The sequence below is a fragment of the Pseudomonas entomophila genome, assembly GCF_013523125.1.
In the GTDB taxonomy this organism is placed as follows: Bacteria; Pseudomonadota; Gammaproteobacteria; order Pseudomonadales; family Pseudomonadaceae; genus Aquipseudomonas; species Aquipseudomonas entomophila_B.
Map to the genome: position 1 here is coordinate 128,721 of NZ_JAAMQJ010000005.1, position 15,033 is coordinate 143,753.

The window sequence follows — 15,033 nt, forward strand, 5'->3', positions numbered from 1 at the left end:
CGCCACAGAGTTCAAGCCAGGGAGGCTGGCGTCCCCGTCGGGGCCTTCTCGTTTCAGGCGTTCGTCACGAGAAGCGCCCCTGAGCGCCTCACCAGAGCGCGGGTGTCGTGGCCGCGAGAGTGCGCTCGAAGACGTCGAGGGCCCGTTCGACCTCGGCCTCGGTGGTCTGGCGGCCCAGGCTCAGGCGCACGCTGCTGCGGGCCTGCGCCGGGGTCAGGCCCAGGCCCAGCAACACGTGCGAGGCGGCCTGGCTGGCGGAGTTGCAGGCCGAGGTCGAGGACAGCGCCAGATCACTGGCCAGGGCGGCACTGTTGAAGCCGGGCACTTCGATGCGCAGGTTCAAGGTGTGGGGGATGCGCTGGTACGGACACCCATTGAGCGAGACACCCGGTAAGGCCAGCAGCCCTTCGCGCAGGCGTTGGCTGAGCCGCTCCAGACGCTGATGCTCGGCATCGCCCGGTACGCTGGCCAGCGCGAAGGCGCGGCCCATGCCGACGATCTGGTGCGTGGCCAAGGTGCCCGAGCGCAGGCCGCCTTCATGCCCGCCACCGTGGATCTGGGCACGCAGGACAGGACGGGCACGCGGCCCGACGTACAGCGCGCCGATGCCCTTGGGGCCATACACCTTGTGCGCCGAGAACGACATCAGGTCGATTGCATCGCGCTGCACGTCAAGTACCCGTCGGCCAACCGCTTGCGCGGCATCCACGTGCAGCAGCGCGCCGTGACGGCGCACCCGTTGGCCGATCGCCGCGATGTCAGTCCAGGTACCCAGTTCGTTGTTGACGGCCATCAGCGACACCAGCACGGTATCGGGCCTCAAGGCCGCTTCGACGGCCTCGGGCTGGATCAGCCCCTGGGCATCGGGCTGCAGCCGGGTGATGGCATGACCCTGGCGTTCGAGTTCGGACACGGTGTCGAGCACCGCCTTGTGCTCGAGCACGCTGGTGATCACGTGGCCCGGGGTGCCTGAGGTGAGGGTGATGCCCTTGAGCGCCAGGTTGTTCGATTCGGTGGCGCCGGACGTCCAGACGATGTCGCCGCAGGCGGCGCCCACGCGCTCGGCCACCTGCTGCCGAGCCTGCTCGACCGCGGTGCGGGCGGCCTGGCCATAGACGTGGCCTGTGGAGGCAGGATTGCCGAACGTGGCTTGGCTGCCGAGGCAGCCGATCATGGCCTCTATGACACGTTCGTCGACGGGCGTGGTGGCGGCATAGTCGAAATACAGAGGGGTATGTGGCATGGCGGCGACCCATCGTGACAACGGGCATCGACCATCGATGCCCCTGTCAAAATGGTACTAATGGGTTGGAGGAAAAATATTATTTTTTATCCTGATGATGGCCTTATGCAGGGAAATTAAATTCTCATTAGAAGGAAAACATAGAAATTTTATTTATCACTTATGGCGTGTGACGGTTTTCATCGTTATTTTGGTTATAAGAAACGCTCGGCAAGGCTTTGTTCGTAGACTCGACAGGGCCCCCGCCAGCCTCCGGCGGCAACGAAGGCGCGACGTGTCCGGCCGTCAGTGGCGCGGCCGGCTGCCCACGGGTCCTGATCAGCGACAGCACTACACCGCCCACCAGCAATCCCAGCGTCACGCCAAGCGACAGCAGCGCCGGCACCTTGCCGATCAATCCGTGATAGAAGATCTTGCAACCGATGAACACCAGTACCAGCGCCAACGCGTACTTCAGGTAGACGAACCGGTGCATCAGCGCGGCCAGGGCGAAGTACAGTGAGCGCAGCCCCAGGATCGCGAAGATGTTCGAGGTGTAGACGATGAAGGGGTCCTGGGTGATCGCGAAGATCGCCGGCACACTGTCCACCGCGAACACCAGGTCCGCCAGTTCGATCAGCACCAGCGCCAGGAACAGCGGGGTGGCATGACGCAGCGCCCGCGACTGGCCCGGTGGCGTCTTGTGCACGAAGAAGCGGGCACCGTGCAGCTCGTCCGTGACACGCAGGTGCTGGCGGACGAACCGCAGCATGGGGTTGTTGGCCAGGTCGGGCTGGCTGTCCTCCCTGGACAGCGCCATCTTCACCCCGGTGAACAACAGGAATGCACCGAAGACGTACAGGACCCAGGCGAAGTTCTGCACCAGCGCGGCGCCCACGCCGATCATGATCGCCCGCAACACCACGACCCCCAGGATGCCCCAGAACAGTACACGGTGCTGATAGCGACGAGGGATGGCGAAGTAGCTGAAGATCATCGCCATGACGAACACGTTGTCCATCGACAGCGACTGCTCGACCAGAAAGCCCGTGTAGAACTCCATGGCCGACTGGGCGCCCAGCTGCACCCAGATCCAGATCCCGAACAGCACCCCGACACTGAAATAGCCTGAATACAGCAACAGGCTTTCGCGCATCTCGATCTCGCGCTCCTGGCGGTGCAGGACGCCAAGGTCGAGCACCAGCAAGCCGATGACGATGGCGACGAACACCAGCCACAGCCAGGTGCTGGTGCCCAGTACGGGCGTTGTCAAAAACGTCTGCAGAGCTGTCATGAGCCCCTCCTGTGAATGTCGTCGTTGCATGGGCAACCGTGATTCCGACATGGCGGCATGGCAGCCGTCAGAGGGGCCCGGTAATCACTTGAAATCAAGCCTAGCTGCAGTTGGTGAGGGCGTGAGTGGGCAGGGTGTTACAGCGTTTTTCCAGCCGATGGCCCGCCTGCGGCTGACGATTTCGCCTCGTCTCAGCGCACCCAGACTTCGACCCGGCGGTTTCGCTGGCGCCCGCTGGCGCGTGCGTTGTCGGCGATCGGCAACTGATCGCCCAGGCCCAGCACCTCGCGCACCTCCACACCAGTGCGCGCCAGCTCGCGTCGTACGGCCATCGCCCGCAGACGCGACAGCAAGGCAGCGCGTCCTGGCGTCTGCTTGGGGTCGCCAAAGCCGATCAGCGTCACCTGCGTGGCAGCCAGCCCTCGACTGCGCACGTAGGCCGCGATTCGCTGCACATCGCGCAGCGCCTTGTTGTCCAGCGCCGCGCTCGCGGGCTGGAAGCGCAGGCTCACGTTCAAACGCCGCGCTTTGCTCTGCAGGGCCTCATAACGCGCGGGCACGTCGCCCCGGCGCTGCGTGGGCAAGGCAAGCACCTGCTGTGAAACGAAGCCTTGCCGAGCGACGATGGCCTGACCGGCCGGGCTCTGCACGAACGTCACCAGGGCCTGGGCCAGGGGGCATGACACGGACATCGGTTGGTACAGGTACAGGCGCCGGGTCAGCGGGTAGTCCTCGCTGGCCACGGTCGCAGGTGACGGCAGCAGGGCGGGCGCATCGCCCTCGGCGACGGCCAGGACCTTGGCCTGGCGCAGGACGGCCAGGCTGCTGAAACCGATGGCCTGCCGATCGTTCGTCACCCTGGCGACCAATGCCTCGTTGGACTCGAAACGCTCGGCGCCGGCGCTCAAGGCCGTCGACGCGTCGTCGAGCAGGAGGGTCCGGAAGGTATCGAACGTGCCTGAGCGCGCATCGCGCGCTAGCACATGGATCGCTCCGCCCGGGACGCCCAGCTGTTCCCAGCGGGTCAGACGGCCGGCGAAGATCGCGGCGAGTTGATCGAGGGTCAGCGCGTTCAGCGGGTTGGCTGGATGAACGACTACGGCGATGCCGTCCAGACCGACCACTTGCTCGGCCTCGGCTGAACGCAGGTCGCCCAGCTCGCGCAGCTGCTCGGCAGTGGCAGCGTCCATGGGGCGCGATGCGGCAGCGAGGTCGGCCTGACCGGCCGCCAACGCAGCGAAACCGGTCTGGGTGCCATGGGCGGCGATTTCGACATGCAGAGGTTGACCATCGGCGCCTCGCGCAGTGATGACGACCTCGTTGATCACCGGGCCGGCATGGGTCTGAATGTCCGAAGCACCTCGCCCGGCCAGCCAGCCGCGTACCAGTGTGGGCAGGGCAGAGGCACCGAGCGTGTTGGAACCGGCGATACGCAAGGACGCCTCGGCTGCCCAGACAGGGCTCCACGCCAACACCAGCAGAAGGCACAAATGACGCATGTGAACGTGTTCTTGAAAGGACACCTGCCACGCTACCCCCGGTGGATGACACGCGGATGACTGGCCGCCGGCACGTCTCAACGCTTATGCTGTTACGAAATATTTCTAATAATCGGATGTAAGGAGGCACGATGCCGCTGAGAGACCTGCTGCTGGCCCTGGTGGTCATCGTGGTGTGGGGGCTGAATTTCGTGGTGATCAAGATCGGTCTCGACGGTCTGCCGCCCATGCTGCTGGGGGCGTTGCGCTTCGCCTTGGTGGCGTTTCCCGCGGTGTTCTTCATCAAGCGGCCGCAGTTGCCCTGGCGCTGGTTGATCGCCTACGGCGCGACCATCTCGCTGGGGCAGTTCGCCTTTCTGTTCCAGGCCATGTACAGCGGCATGCCGCCGGGCCTGGCCTCGTTGGTGTTGCAGTCCCAGGCGTTCTTCACCCTGTTCTTCGCCGCGTTATTCCTGCGCGAGCCGCTGCGTCCGGCCAGCCTGGCCGGCTTGTTGGTGGCCGCGGGCGGCCTGGCGCTGATAGGCAGCGAGGACAGCAGCCATGTCCCCTTGCTGGCGCTGGTGCTGACCTTGTGCGCGGGGGCCATGTGGGGCATGGGCAACATCATCACCCGGCGCTTCGGTTCGGTGGACCTGGTGGCCCTGGTGATCTGGGGCGGCCTGATCCCGCCGCTACCGTTCCTGGCCCTGTCGTACTGGCTGGAAGGGCCGGCCTTGATCGAGCAGGCCCTGATGGGCATCGGCTGGCACTCGATCGGCGCGCTGGCCTACCTGGCCTTCATCGCCACCATGCTCGGCTACAGCCTGTGGAGCACGCTGTTGTCTCGTCACCCGGCCGGCAAGGTGGCGCCGTTTTCCCTGCTGGTGCCGGTGATCGGTCTGAGCTCCTCGGCCTGGCTGCTGGGTGAACGGCTAAGCGCGATCCAGGGGTGGGGCGCGCTGCTGGTCATGCTGGGCCTGTTGATCAACGTGTTCGGGGCGCGCCTTGGTCAGCGCCTGCGTGGGGTCTTTTGCTAGGATGGACACTTTCGTTCACCCTGCCTGACAGGGGCAGCAGCCCAATGCCGCCTCTTGATACGAGGAGACTTGCATGATCGTGACCACTACCCACCATGTCGAAGGCCGCCCGGTCGCCGCGTATCTGGGCGTCGTCAGCGCCGAGTCGGTGCAAGGCGTCAACTTCGTCAGGGATTTCTTCGCCCGCTTTCGCGACGTGTTCGGCGGCCGCTCGCAGACCCTCGAAAGCGCCTTGCGCCAGGCCCGCGAGCAGGCCACGGCCGAACTGATCGAGCGAGCTCGGCAGCTCAAGGCCGACGCGGTGATCGGCGTCGATTTCGAGATCAGCATGCCGTCGGTGCAAGGCGGCATGGTGGTGGTCTTCGCCACCGGCACCGCCGTGAAGCTGAGCTGAACCCCAGGAGCGTCACGTTGCCCCTGGGCGCTCGATGGCGATATTTTGAGTGACGCAATCAGACGATTGGCAATCTGGTGTCAGAATTTTCCTAAGTTTGTTGACCCGGCTCAAGCGAAGGCCAAGTACGCCTCGCGGTCTTGGGCCTGCTGTGCCTTACTATGCGCGCTTTTCGGCACAGGAGATCGAAGCCATGCGCATCAGGGAAGAGACCTATTGGACGTGGGCGGATGCCCAGTTGCACAGCCGCTGCCATGACGAAGTCCTGAGCGATGGCACCACCCTCGACGTGCAGGTCCGCTTGTCGCGGCTAGGCGCCGTCCAGTTGTTCCTGGGGGTGTATGACCGCTCGGGCAAGGCGGTGGTGGAAGAGTACTACCCGTCGCGACCCGGCGAGAGCATGACCCGCGCGATGGTCTGGGGCGTGAACCGGGCCAGGGCCCTGGCGATCTGCGAGGACGTGCGCGGCGCTCGACAGAAGCGTGCGTGAAGCACGTGAAGGTCGGCCATCCCGCCCTGGACAGATGGGATGGCCGACCGGGAGGCTTCTCAGCGCGCCAGGTGACGGCCCGAGCCCTCAGGCACCAGTGCCTTGAGCGACTCCAGCACGCCACCGACGAAGTCGGTGTCGGCAGCGGCCTTCTTGCCCACATAGCCCTGGCCTCGGCGGAACACCTTGAGACAGGCCTTCATGCTCGGCATGTGCGCGTCGATCTCGCCCTCGCCGATGTTCGGCGGCAGGCGGTCGAGGCGGACATCGCCGGCCTGGCTGATCCACAGGACATGGTCATCGTGGCTGTCCTTGCGCGTGGCGAACAGACGTGCCAGTTGGTCGAGCGTGAGTTGATCGTTCAAGTTCATGGTCAAGCCCCTTCTATCCAGTATGAAGTGATTCCCAGCGCTTCTCATATGTAGCGCATTACCCAGGCTGCTACCGCAGCGTCACCACAGGGGCTTTTTCACCTGCCTTTTGGACAGTTCCTGCTCCACGAGCGGCCGTTTTCTGCTGAATCGACCGCCTGGAATACCCGTGCTTGTCTCCGATCAGGAAGACGGCTTCATCATGCAGAACCGGCAAAGCGCACGTCAACCATTTTGTAGTTAAAAATAAAAGTCACTACAAGACTGCTTGGTCGCGTGCTCGGGGCCTTGCGACCGTGGCATAAAGTGTCCTTTCACCGATACTGGAGGGGGTATTCGCGTTAGCAGGACAGCGCCGATCTGCCTATGCTGTGCCGTTCTTCCTCGCCGCTCGAGACCGGTTGCCATGAAATACCTGCGCATGCTCTTCGACCCCTTCACCCTGACCCTGCTGGCCGTGGTCGCCACGGCCAGCGTGTTGCCTTGCCAAGGTCAGGGCGCCCAGGTGTTCGGCTGGCTGACCAACCTGGCCATCGGTCTGTTGTTCTTCCTGCATGGCGCCAAGCTGTCCCGCGAAGCGATCATCGCGGGAGCCGGGCACTGGCGCCTGCACCTGGTGGTGTTCAGCTGCACGTTCGCGCTCTTCCCCCTGATCGGCTTGGCCTTCAAGCCGTTGTTCCTGCCGTTGGTGGGCAACGAGCTGTACCTGGGAGTGCTCTACCTGTGTGCGCTGCCGGCCACGGTGCAGTCGGCCATCGCCTTCACCTCGCTGGCCCGGGGTAACGTGCCGGCGGCGATCTGCAGCGCGGCGGCGTCCAGCCTGCTGGGCATTTTCCTGACCCCGCTGCTGGTGATGCTGCTGCTGGGCGCCGACGGCGAGACCGGGTCGGGCCTGGATGCGGTGCTGAAGATCACCTTGCAGTTGCTGGTGCCTTTCGTCGCCGGTCAGCTGGCACGCCGCTGGATCGGCGGGTGGGTCAAGCGCCATGCCCGCTGGCTCAAGATCGTCGACCAGGGCTCGATCCTGCTGGTGGTCTACACCGCGTTCAGCGACGCCGTGGTCACCGGCCTGTGGCAGAGTGTCTCGCCCCAGCACCTGGCCGGACTGTTCGCGGTCTGCGCGGTGCTGTTGGCGGCGATCCTGCTGGTGACGAACCTGGTGGGCCGGCTGTTCGGATTCAACCTCGAAGACCGCATCACGATCCTGTTCGCCGGCTCGAAGAAGAGCCTGGCCACCGGCGTGCCCATGGCCCAGGTCTTGTTCGTCGGCAGCGGCATCGGCGCGATGATCCTGCCGCTGATGCTGTTCCATCAGATCCAGCTGATGGTCTGCGCCGTGCTCGCGCAGCGCTACGCGCGCCGTGACCTGGAAGTCGAGGGCGCGTCGGCCGCACGCTGAGCCAGCGCGACGCGTCAGGGAGCGGGGGTCAAGGGATGCAGTGCCCGAAAGCTCTGCGCCTCGGACACCAGCCAGTCGTGCACGGCCCGCGGCCCTGGGCGCATCAGGCCTGCCGGTGGGTAGAGCAGCACGTAGCGCTTGTGGTTGGGGATCGAGGTGCCGAACGGCACGATCAGCGCGCCACGCTCCAGCTCGTCGTTGAGCAGGGTACGCCGGGCGATGGCCACCCCAATGCCGGCGATGGCGGCCTCGATGGTCAGGTGGTTGCGGTTGAAGGTATGGCCGCGACGCACATCCAGCCCGCCGGCACCGATCTTGTCCAGGTAGAACGCCCACTCCGAATACTCCGAGCTGCCGCGCCAGGCGGTGATGTCGTGCAGCAGCGGGTAGTGGACGAGGTCTGCCGGCCCATGCAATGGCGGTCGTCCGCGCAGCAGGGCTGGCGAGCAGACCGGGAAGATCTGTTCGTCCAGCAGGGGCGTGGACAGCATGCCGGGGTAGCTGCCATCGTTCAGGTCGACTGCCAGGTCGAAGTCGCCTTCGTGCAGTGGCTGGTTGCTGTCCTCGGCCACCAAACGCAGTTCGATGTCCGGGTAGCGCTGCTGCAGGCGTGGCAGGCGCGGGGTGAGCCATTTGGCGAGGAACGAAGGAATCGAGCGCAGGCGCACCGTGCCGCGGATGTCGCCCGCGTTCAGCCGCACCAGTTCGGCCTCGATGCTGCCATAGGCTTCGGTGACCGTCTGCGCCAGGCGCTGGCCTTCGGCGGTCAATTCCACACCCCGGGCACGGCGCAGGAACAGCCGAAAGCCAAGCCGTTCTTCCAGGTGGCGCATCTGCTGACTCACCGCGCCGGGGGTGACGTGCAGCTCCTCGGCACAGCGGGTGAACGACAGGTGCCGCGCCGCACAGGAAAACACGTGCAGCCAGACGAACAGAGGGCCGGTGAGTTGTCGATGCACGGTTTAGTCCTGCTAAAGGCTCGGTTAGGAATTTTCGTTGGTCAGTGTAGGGCAATCGCGTCACCATCGCATCACAACGGCATCGAGCGCTTCCTTCATCCGGAATACATCGCTCCTATCGCGTGACCGACGGTGAGGTATTAGCATGGCTATCAGTGTGTTCGACTTGTTCAAGATCGGTATCGGCCCTTCCAGCTCCCATACCGTGGGCCCGATGCGTGCGGCGGCGACCTTCGCCCAGACGCTGCGTGAGCAGGGCCTGCTGGCACAGGTCGACCGGGTCGAGGTGCGGCTGTATGGCTCGCTGTCGGCCACCGGGGTCGGCCATGCGACCGACCGTGCCACCTTGCTCGGCCTGATGGGGCAGTGGCCCGACCAGATCGACCCGCACAGCATCGGCCCACGCATCGACCAGTTGATGCAGGAGCACTGCCTGATGCTCGAGGGTCGTCACCCGGTCGATTTCCACTACACCCGCGACCTGCTGCTGCTCGACGAGAACCTGCCGTATCACCCCAATGCCATGCGCCTGGACGCCTTCGGCGCCGAGGGCACGCTGCTGTCGCACACCTATTACTCGGTCGGCGGTGGTTTCATCGTCGAGCAGGCCGAGATCGACGCGCCGTCCCAGGGCGAGCACGATGTGACGCTGCCCTACGCATTCTCCACGGCGGCCGAGCTGCTGGCGTTGTGCAAGGCACATGGGCTGAGCGTCGGCCAGCTGATGATGGCCAACGAACGCGCCTGGCGCAGCGAGCACGAGATCCGCGAGGGCCTGTTGAAGATCTGGGCGGCCATGCGCGAATGCGTCGCCAATGGCCTGAGCCACGAGGGCATTCTGCCAGGGGGGCTCAACGTTCGTCGTCGCGCGGCCAGGCTGCATCGCAGTCTTCAGGAACTGGGCAAGCCCAACGTCATCGGCTCGACGCTCAGCGCCATGGAGTGGGTCAACCTGTTCGCTCTGGCCGTCAATGAAGAGAACGCCGCCGGTGGGCGTATGGTCACGGCCCCCACCAATGGCGCGGCCGGCATCATTCCTGCCGTGCTGCACTACTACATGAAGTTCAACCCCGATGCCTGTGACGACGATGTGGTCGCCTTCCTCCTGGCCGCCGCGTCCGTGGGCATCCTCTGCAAGAAGAACGCGTCGATCTCGGGCGCCGAGGTCGGCTGCCAGGGCGAGGTCGGCTCGGCCTGCGCGATGGCGGCGGCCGGCCTGGCCGAGGTGCTGGGCGCAACGCCACCGCAACTGGAGAACGCTGCCGAGATCGCCCTGGAGCACAACCTCGGTCTGACCTGCGACCCGGTCGGCGGGCTGGTCCAGGTGCCGTGCATCGAGCGCAATGCGATCGCCGCGGTCAAGGCCATCAACGCGGTGCAGATGGCGTTGCGTGGCGACGGTGAACACTTCATCTCGCTGGACCAGGTGATCCGTACCTTGCGCGACACTGGCGCGGACATGCACGACAAGTACAAGGAGACCTCGCGCGGCGGTCTGGCGGTCGCCTACGTCGAATGTTGAGGGCGACCTGAACGGGGCGTGAGGCCCTGCTCGCTCTCTGAACTTCCCTCGGCCCCGGTCGTTCTGACAGTGCATGTTCTTATGCAATCAGTCCACCGGGGTGCCCATGCAACGCTTGTCCATCAGCCAGATCACCACCCAGCCATTGTCCCTCGAGGACGACCTGCAGCTGTGCAGGCGCCTCGGGTGCGCGCTGGAGCTTGCCGAGAAAAAGCTGTCCAGCGACCCGCAGCAGGCGCGTGACCAGTTGGCGATGATCAAGGACAGCGGGGTGCGCATCACGTCGATCCAACCCCGCACCTTGACGATCTACCCCACGCAGTCGGCGCCCGAACCGCAGGCGCCAGAGGCCCGCCTCGACGCACTGATGCACACGGTCGAGCTGTTCGCAGAATTCTGGCAGGACATACCCCTGGTGACCAACACCGGCGCCGATGCCGAGGGCAACGAGGCGCGCGTCTGGGACGGCTGCCTCGAACACTACCCGACCCTTGCACAGCATGCCCAGGCCCATGGCCTGAAGATCGCACTGGAGGCCCTGGGGCCGTCGCTGATGAACCGCAACTCGATCCTGTTCGCCTTCAGCCAGGCACGCGAGCTGGCCGCCCAGGTGGACCACCCGGCGTTCGGCGTGTGCCTGGACCTCTACAACAGTTGGCAGGATCGCGCGCTGGCCGAGACGATCAGCGCGGACAGGCTATTCCTGGTGCAAGTGGCCGACTGGCGCCGTCCACGCTCGCTGCATGACCGCCGCGCCCTGGGGGACGGTGCGATCCCGTTGAGTGGGCTGCTGCGTGCAATCGCAGCGTGCGGTTATGCAGGCGATTACGTGCTGGAGATCTTCTCCGAGTCCGTGCCTGACTCGCTGTGGGCCGACAAGGCCACACTGGTGCGGGCGGTGGAGGCCAGCCAAAGCACCTTCGATGCGCTGACTGCAACGGTGGAGCGTTCGGCTCAGCCCTGAGCCCCGCGCTGGATGATCCCCAGCACCTCGCGTACCGCGCCGGCCTCCAGTTGCCCAGGTGCCGAGCCCTGGCCGACGCTGGCATAGGTCAACGCCGCTCCCGTCAGCTGACCGGCCAGGCGCGAGGTGACGCCCAGCGGCCCCATGGACATCGTCAGCAGCGGTCGGCGCGCACGGCGATAGGCCTCCTGGCTCGCCGCCATCAACGTCAGGACGTCTTCCGGCGTCTTGGGCATCACGGCGATCTTCAGGATATCGGCACCGAGCGCCTCCTGGCGCAGCAAGCGTTCGACGATCACCGGGTGGGAGGGCGTGGCCTGGAAATCGTGGTTCGACAGGATGACTGCCACGCCTTGCTGATGTGCCTTGGCGATCATGGCCTGCACGCTGGGGCGGGGTTTCATCATCTCGACATCGAGCAGGTCGATGGCGGTGTGCTCCAGCAGGGCGTAGCACAAGCGAACGTAATCGTCGTCGGGTAGTGCACGCTCGCCGCCTTCCTGGGCACTGCGGAAGGTTGCCAGCAGCGGCAGGCCGTGCAGGTCGGAAACGACCTGCTCGACCCACGCTACCGTGTCGCTCAGCGACAGCGTGTTGGGCCAGTGATCCAGGCGCAGCTCGGCGATGTCCACCGCCTCACTGGCCGCGATGGCGCGCGCCTGCTGACGGATCGCGTCGAGGGCCTGGCCGGTGATGGAGGCGATGACCTTGGGTGCCCCTGCACCGATGTCCAGGTGCCCGAGGCGCAGCACCGGGCCTGTACCCTTGTGGGCAGGCAGATGTTCGAATCGACGTTCATGCCCTTGTTTGGCCCATGCGCCGCGCGCAAGCGCCATGCCAGCGGTGGTCACGATGGACGTGATCAGAAATTCACGACGTTGCACACGCTACTCCTGTTGCAATGAGTGGGAGAGGCCCTGACCAGAGCGCTCCGGCGTTCGAACCCCAGGTGTCGGTCGGGGTTCAGCCTCAGGCCTAAACACACACACAGAGCGAGGCCTGCCTGGACCGCCTGTCGTTCAAGTCTTTCCGTTAATCGCACAAGTCCGGTGCATGACAGTTCTTCGGTTATGGTGAAAAGGCGAAGCACGCATTCGCACGTGAGCGAATGACCCTTTGTTGGGCTGGTCTTCCACCAACCGGCGCTCGACGGCAGTCAGGCCTAGCTTCGCACTCACGGACCATCACAAGAGGGTCGAGGTATGTCACTGCTAGGATTGTCGACGTTGGAAATGCGTCAGCTCATCGAACGGGCCTGCTTGCCCGATCGGTGCGAGGTGAGCTGTTCGGAAGACGGTCATCTGACGATTCGCCTGGGCAAGGGCGATTCGCTCGAAGAATGCGTGGTGCTCTGCGATGTGCCGCTCGACAGCTTGAACAGTACGCGGGACGTGTTGGAGCTCATCACGCAACTACGTCATCAGCAGCACGCTCCCGCCAAGGATGCCCGGCCTCGTGCATTTGCCTGAGAAGGGTGGCCCGGCCACGCAGGCCGTCACTCGATGCTGCTGGTGATCACTGAAGCTCCAGCAGCAGCTTGATGCCGCCGTCCCCGCATTTGCCATGGTGACGCACCACACCATGGTAGGCCTTGCCTTCCCAGACGAAGGCAAGGCTGTGCGAGCGATCCAGTTTCTTGGGCAGGGGCGGGGCGATGTGAAGCTGCAAGCCCTGTCGGCCGCCCAGTTGCAGCGGGGCGAGCTGCACTTCGCATTCGACCCGTTGTGACAGGGGGCCAAAGAGGGTATCGCGAACATAGTCCAGTTCGAGACAGGCGCTGGGTGCACGGCAGGATGACTTCATGGGACTGACTCCATCGGCAAGGTTCGGGGCATCTGGCGAATGGCCCGGGAGGGTAGGCGAAAGTCCCTGTTCGAAGCCTCCCGGCTTCAGGCGTTCAATTCATTTGCGCGACAGGTAACGCAGATCGTGGCATCTGCCGGCTCCTTGAGCGTGGCAAAGGCCCGGTCGAGGGTCAAGCGCCAGGTGCGTTGATTCAAAGATCTTCGCTGCGGGCCGATCGACGGTAGCCTCTGGTGGAGACGCGAACGCTCGCGGGTCAGCGAATGAAGTGCACTTTGCCCGTATCATCGTTGCCCATGTAGATGCCGTAGACGCCTGCCTGCCGCTCGAGGATGTAGCGCTCGAGAATCTGCCGTATGGCCGGGTAGTAGATGTCGTCCCAGGGGATGTCCGCCGGCTCGAAGAACCGGTACTCCAGCGTCTCGGCGCCGAACTGCCCGGTTTCTTCGATGACGGTGGCGCGGAAGATGATGTAGACCTCGCTGATGCGCGGCACACTGAACACCGAGTAGGGCGCGAAGATGTCGGCGCGAACGCCGGTTTCTTCCCATACCTCGCGCAAGGCGGCTTCTTCGGTGGTCTCGCCGGCTTCCATGAAGCCGGCGGGCAATGTCCAGGTACCAGGGCGTGGCGGGATGGCACGCCGACAGAGCAGGTACTGGCCATCGCGCTCGATGATGCAGCCGGCGATGATCTTCGGGTTCACGTAGTGAATGTACCCGCAGCCTGTGCAGTGCAGGCGTTCATGGGTATCGCCGGGCGGGGTGCCCCGAGCCAGGTCCAGGGTGCAGTGCGGGCAGTAGCGCGGGGCATTGGGCATGGTCAGCGGCCTATGCGAGGGTCCTTGAGGGCCACTGGAGCGACCAGGTCGCGCGCCTTGGCCGTGTCATCCTGCTTCTGGCGCAAATACTCCAGCGCCACCTTGGCGGCAGCGCGTACGTGATCGACCGAGGCCTGGTGCGCGACCAGCGGATCGCCACTCTTGATCGCCTCGACCATCTTCTCCATCTCCAGGTTGCTGGCACCTCGGCGGTTGACCTGCGACACCGAGGTGGCACGCAGGTAGCTGATGCGCGCCTGCAACTGACGCAGCTGGGTCGCGGCGACCTGGTTGCCCGAGCCTTCCAGCAGCACGTCGTAGAAGCCCTGGACCGAATCGAGCACCTGCTGCAATTCGCCTTCTTCCAAGGCTTCGCGGTTTTCTTCCAGTGCACGCTCCAGGGCCCGGATGTGCTTGGCCTTGGCGTTGAGGGTGAACAGCTGGACGATCAGGCCTTCCAGCACGCAGCGCAGCTCGTAGATGTCGCGCGCGTCTTCCAGGGTGATGATGGCGACCCGGGGGCCCTTGGCGTCTGCAAATTCCACCAGCCCTTCGGATTCCAGGTGACGCAGCGCCTCGCGCACCGAGGTACGGCTGACGCCCAACCGCTCGCAGAGGTCGCGCTCGACCAGACGGTCGCCAGGCAGCAGGTGAAAGTTCATGATCGCGGCGCGCAGCTTGTCGAGCACGATTTCACGCAGGGTAACGGGGTTGCGGTTGACCTTGAAGCTGTCGTCGAGGGGCTGGCGTTTCATCGAGTGCGCTCTGAGAGAGGCCGCCGAATCCAGGCTATGGGGCACCCCGAACCTGGGTGCTTCCTGCAAGGTTCGACTGGCCCGTTGTTAACGGGTTGACTCCGCATCGGCTTCGGCGAACGCTTCGCGGGCCAGGCGGAAACTGTCCACCGCCGCCGGCACGCCGCAGTAGATGCCGACCTGGAGCAGGATTTCGCGAATCTGTTCGCGGCTCAGCCCATTGCGCAAGGCGCCGCGGATGTGCAGCTTGAGCTCATGAGGGCGATTGAGCGCGGAAATCATGGCCAAGTTTATCATGCTGCGTTCCTGGAGCGACAAACCATCGCGGCCCCAGACGTGGCCCCAGCAGTACTCGGTGACCAGCTCCTGCAAGGGTTGGGTGAAGGCGTCGGCATTCTGGATCGAGCGGTTGACGTAGTCCTCGCCCAGCACCTGGGTGCGGATGGCCAGGCCTTTTTCGTACTTCTCGCTGCTCATGGCGCAAGCTCCTGAAAAGAAAACGGGGCCGCAACCGAGGGTGAGTGC

The 15,033-nt window shown here is 64.8% G+C and carries 17 protein-coding genes; 7 read left to right on the forward strand and 10 right to left on the reverse strand.

The genetic code is table 11. The features are described from left to right. Nucleotides 1-88: 88 nt before the first annotated feature. The 3 genes from G7007_RS05045 to G7007_RS05055 all read right to left on the reverse strand — a co-directional run bounded on the left by G7007_RS05045 (nucleotide 89) and on the right by G7007_RS05055 (nucleotide 4,015). Nucleotides 89-1,243: a cysteine desulfurase family protein gene (locus G7007_RS05045; RefSeq protein WP_181099533.1), complete on the reverse strand. Its 1,155-nt coding sequence runs from the start codon at nucleotides 1,241-1,243 to the stop codon at nucleotides 89-91. Between the two features lie 160 nt (nucleotides 1,244-1,403). Next, nucleotides 1,404-2,516 carry a TerC family protein gene (locus G7007_RS05050; protein WP_181099535.1) on the reverse strand — a complete coding sequence of 371 codons (1,113 nt, stop codon included), beginning with the start codon at nucleotides 2,514-2,516 and terminating at the stop codon, nucleotides 1,404-1,406. 191 nt (nucleotides 2,517-2,707) lie between these two features. Continuing rightward, nucleotides 2,708-4,015 carry a phosphate ABC transporter substrate-binding/OmpA family protein gene (locus G7007_RS05055; protein ID WP_181099537.1) on the reverse strand — a complete coding sequence of 436 codons (1,308 nt, stop codon included), beginning with the start codon at nucleotides 4,013-4,015 and terminating at the stop codon, nucleotides 2,708-2,710. Nucleotides 4,016-4,146: 131 nt separating this feature from the next. On the opposite strand from G7007_RS05055, the gene G7007_RS05060 reads away from it, so the two are divergent. The 3 genes from G7007_RS05060 to G7007_RS05070 all read left to right on the forward strand — a co-directional run bounded on the left by G7007_RS05060 (nucleotide 4,147) and on the right by G7007_RS05070 (nucleotide 5,915). Further along, entirely contained in the window at nucleotides 4,147-5,031 is an 885-nt protein-coding gene (locus tag G7007_RS05060; RefSeq protein ID WP_181099539.1) for an EamA family transporter, read from the forward strand. 73 nt (nucleotides 5,032-5,104) lie between these two features. Continuing rightward, nucleotides 5,105-5,425 carry a YbjQ family protein gene (locus G7007_RS05065; RefSeq protein ID WP_181099541.1) on the forward strand — a complete coding sequence of 107 codons (321 nt, stop codon included), beginning with the start codon at nucleotides 5,105-5,107 and terminating at the stop codon, nucleotides 5,423-5,425. 193 nt (nucleotides 5,426-5,618) lie between these two features. Further along, on the forward strand, nucleotides 5,619-5,915 hold the full coding sequence (locus G7007_RS05070) for a hypothetical protein (RefSeq protein WP_181099543.1): 297 nt from the start codon (nucleotides 5,619-5,621) through the stop codon (nucleotides 5,913-5,915). Nucleotides 5,916-5,974: 59 nt separating this feature from the next. Here the strand turns inward: G7007_RS05070 and G7007_RS05075 are convergent, their stop codons facing one another. After that, nucleotides 5,975-6,286, reverse strand: coding sequence for a hypothetical protein (locus G7007_RS05075; RefSeq protein WP_181099545.1), 312 nt, complete (start codon nucleotides 6,284-6,286; stop codon nucleotides 5,975-5,977). A gap of 406 nt (nucleotides 6,287-6,692) precedes the next feature. Here G7007_RS05075 and G7007_RS05080 point away from each other — a divergent pair, with 406 nt between their 5' ends. Continuing rightward, entirely contained in the window at nucleotides 6,693-7,685 is a 993-nt protein-coding gene (locus tag G7007_RS05080; RefSeq protein ID WP_181099547.1) for a bile acid:sodium symporter family protein, read from the forward strand. A 14-nt stretch (nucleotides 7,686-7,699) separates the two neighbouring features. Here the strand turns inward: G7007_RS05080 and G7007_RS05085 are convergent, their stop codons facing one another. After that, nucleotides 7,700-8,644, reverse strand: coding sequence for a LysR substrate-binding domain-containing protein (locus G7007_RS05085; protein WP_181099548.1), 945 nt, complete (start codon nucleotides 8,642-8,644; stop codon nucleotides 7,700-7,702). A gap of 145 nt (nucleotides 8,645-8,789) precedes the next feature. Here G7007_RS05085 and G7007_RS05090 point away from each other — a divergent pair, with 145 nt between their 5' ends. Both G7007_RS05090 and G7007_RS05095 read left to right on the forward strand, forming a co-directional pair. Continuing rightward, nucleotides 8,790-10,166, forward strand: a complete 1,377-nt coding sequence (locus tag G7007_RS05090; protein ID WP_181099550.1) for an L-serine ammonia-lyase — start codon at nucleotides 8,790-8,792, stop codon at nucleotides 10,164-10,166. A 106-nt stretch (nucleotides 10,167-10,272) separates the two neighbouring features. Further along, nucleotides 10,273-11,130, forward strand: a complete 858-nt coding sequence (locus G7007_RS05095) for a sugar phosphate isomerase/epimerase family protein (RefSeq protein ID WP_181099552.1) — start codon at nucleotides 10,273-10,275, stop codon at nucleotides 11,128-11,130. On the opposite strand, the gene aroD is transcribed toward G7007_RS05095, so the two are convergent. Then, nucleotides 11,121-12,014 carry a type I 3-dehydroquinate dehydratase gene (aroD, locus tag G7007_RS05100; protein ID WP_181099554.1) on the reverse strand — a complete coding sequence of 298 codons (894 nt, stop codon included), beginning with the start codon at nucleotides 12,012-12,014 and terminating at the stop codon, nucleotides 11,121-11,123. The two genes, G7007_RS05095 and aroD, sit on opposite strands and share 10 nt — an antisense overlap. 318 nt (nucleotides 12,015-12,332) lie before the next feature. Here aroD and G7007_RS05105 point away from each other — a divergent pair, with 318 nt between their 5' ends. Further along, nucleotides 12,333-12,599 carry a DUF1652 domain-containing protein gene (locus tag G7007_RS05105; protein WP_181099557.1) on the forward strand — a complete coding sequence of 89 codons (267 nt, stop codon included), beginning with the start codon at nucleotides 12,333-12,335 and terminating at the stop codon, nucleotides 12,597-12,599. A 46-nt stretch (nucleotides 12,600-12,645) separates the two neighbouring features. Here G7007_RS05105 and G7007_RS05110 read toward each other — a convergent pair whose 3' ends face one another. The 4 genes from G7007_RS05110 to G7007_RS05125 form a co-directional block, all read right to left on the reverse strand. Next, nucleotides 12,646-12,933 carry a hypothetical protein gene (locus G7007_RS05110; protein ID WP_060393880.1) on the reverse strand — a complete coding sequence of 96 codons (288 nt, stop codon included), beginning with the start codon at nucleotides 12,931-12,933 and terminating at the stop codon, nucleotides 12,646-12,648. A 256-nt stretch (nucleotides 12,934-13,189) separates the two neighbouring features. After that, nucleotides 13,190-13,753 (reverse strand): NUDIX hydrolase, encoded by a 564-nt coding sequence (locus G7007_RS05115; protein WP_181099559.1) that lies wholly within the window; start codon nucleotides 13,751-13,753, stop codon nucleotides 13,190-13,192. 2 nt (nucleotides 13,754-13,755) lie between these two features. Next, on the reverse strand, nucleotides 13,756-14,508 hold the full coding sequence (locus tag G7007_RS05120; RefSeq protein ID WP_181099561.1) for a GntR family transcriptional regulator: 753 nt from the start codon (nucleotides 14,506-14,508) through the stop codon (nucleotides 13,756-13,758). Nucleotides 14,509-14,595: 87 nt separating this feature from the next. Next, nucleotides 14,596-14,985, reverse strand: a complete 390-nt coding sequence (locus G7007_RS05125) for a carboxymuconolactone decarboxylase family protein (RefSeq protein WP_060393877.1) — start codon at nucleotides 14,983-14,985, stop codon at nucleotides 14,596-14,598. Nucleotides 14,986-15,033: the final 48 nt, after the last annotated feature.

What these genes read in the sequence shown, in the direction of transcription:
- G7007_RS05045 (WP_181099533.1), bottom strand. Translation starts at nt 1,243, where the DNA reads ATGCCACATACCCCTCTGTATTTCGACTATGCCGCCACCACGCCCGTC.
- G7007_RS05050 (WP_181099535.1), bottom strand. Translation starts at nt 2,516, where the DNA reads ATGACAGCTCTGCAGACGTTTTTGACAACGCCCGTACTGGGCACCAGC.
- G7007_RS05055 (WP_181099537.1), bottom strand. Translation starts at nt 4,015, where the DNA reads ATGCGTCATTTGTGCCTTCTGCTGGTGTTGGCGTGGAGCCCTGTCTGG.
- G7007_RS05060 (WP_181099539.1), top strand. Translation starts at nt 4,147, where the DNA reads ATGCCGCTGAGAGACCTGCTGCTGGCCCTGGTGGTCATCGTGGTGTGG.
- G7007_RS05065 (WP_181099541.1), top strand. Translation starts at nt 5,105, where the DNA reads ATGATCGTGACCACTACCCACCATGTCGAAGGCCGCCCGGTCGCCGCG.
- G7007_RS05070 (WP_181099543.1), top strand. Translation starts at nt 5,619, where the DNA reads ATGCGCATCAGGGAAGAGACCTATTGGACGTGGGCGGATGCCCAGTTG.
- G7007_RS05075 (WP_181099545.1), bottom strand. Translation starts at nt 6,286, where the DNA reads ATGAACTTGAACGATCAACTCACGCTCGACCAACTGGCACGTCTGTTC.
- G7007_RS05080 (WP_181099547.1), top strand. Translation starts at nt 6,693, where the DNA reads ATGAAATACCTGCGCATGCTCTTCGACCCCTTCACCCTGACCCTGCTG.
- G7007_RS05090 (WP_181099550.1), top strand. Translation starts at nt 8,790, where the DNA reads ATGGCTATCAGTGTGTTCGACTTGTTCAAGATCGGTATCGGCCCTTCC.
- G7007_RS05095 (WP_181099552.1), top strand. Translation starts at nt 10,273, where the DNA reads ATGCAACGCTTGTCCATCAGCCAGATCACCACCCAGCCATTGTCCCTC.
- G7007_RS05105 (WP_181099557.1), top strand. Translation starts at nt 12,333, where the DNA reads ATGTCACTGCTAGGATTGTCGACGTTGGAAATGCGTCAGCTCATCGAA.
- G7007_RS05110 (WP_060393880.1), bottom strand. Translation starts at nt 12,933, where the DNA reads ATGAAGTCATCCTGCCGTGCACCCAGCGCCTGTCTCGAACTGGACTAT.
- G7007_RS05115 (WP_181099559.1), bottom strand. Translation starts at nt 13,753, where the DNA reads ATGCCCAATGCCCCGCGCTACTGCCCGCACTGCACCCTGGACCTGGCT.
- G7007_RS05120 (WP_181099561.1), bottom strand. Translation starts at nt 14,508, where the DNA reads ATGAAACGCCAGCCCCTCGACGACAGCTTCAAGGTCAACCGCAACCCC.
- G7007_RS05125 (WP_060393877.1), bottom strand. Translation starts at nt 14,985, where the DNA reads ATGAGCAGCGAGAAGTACGAAAAAGGCCTGGCCATCCGCACCCAGGTG.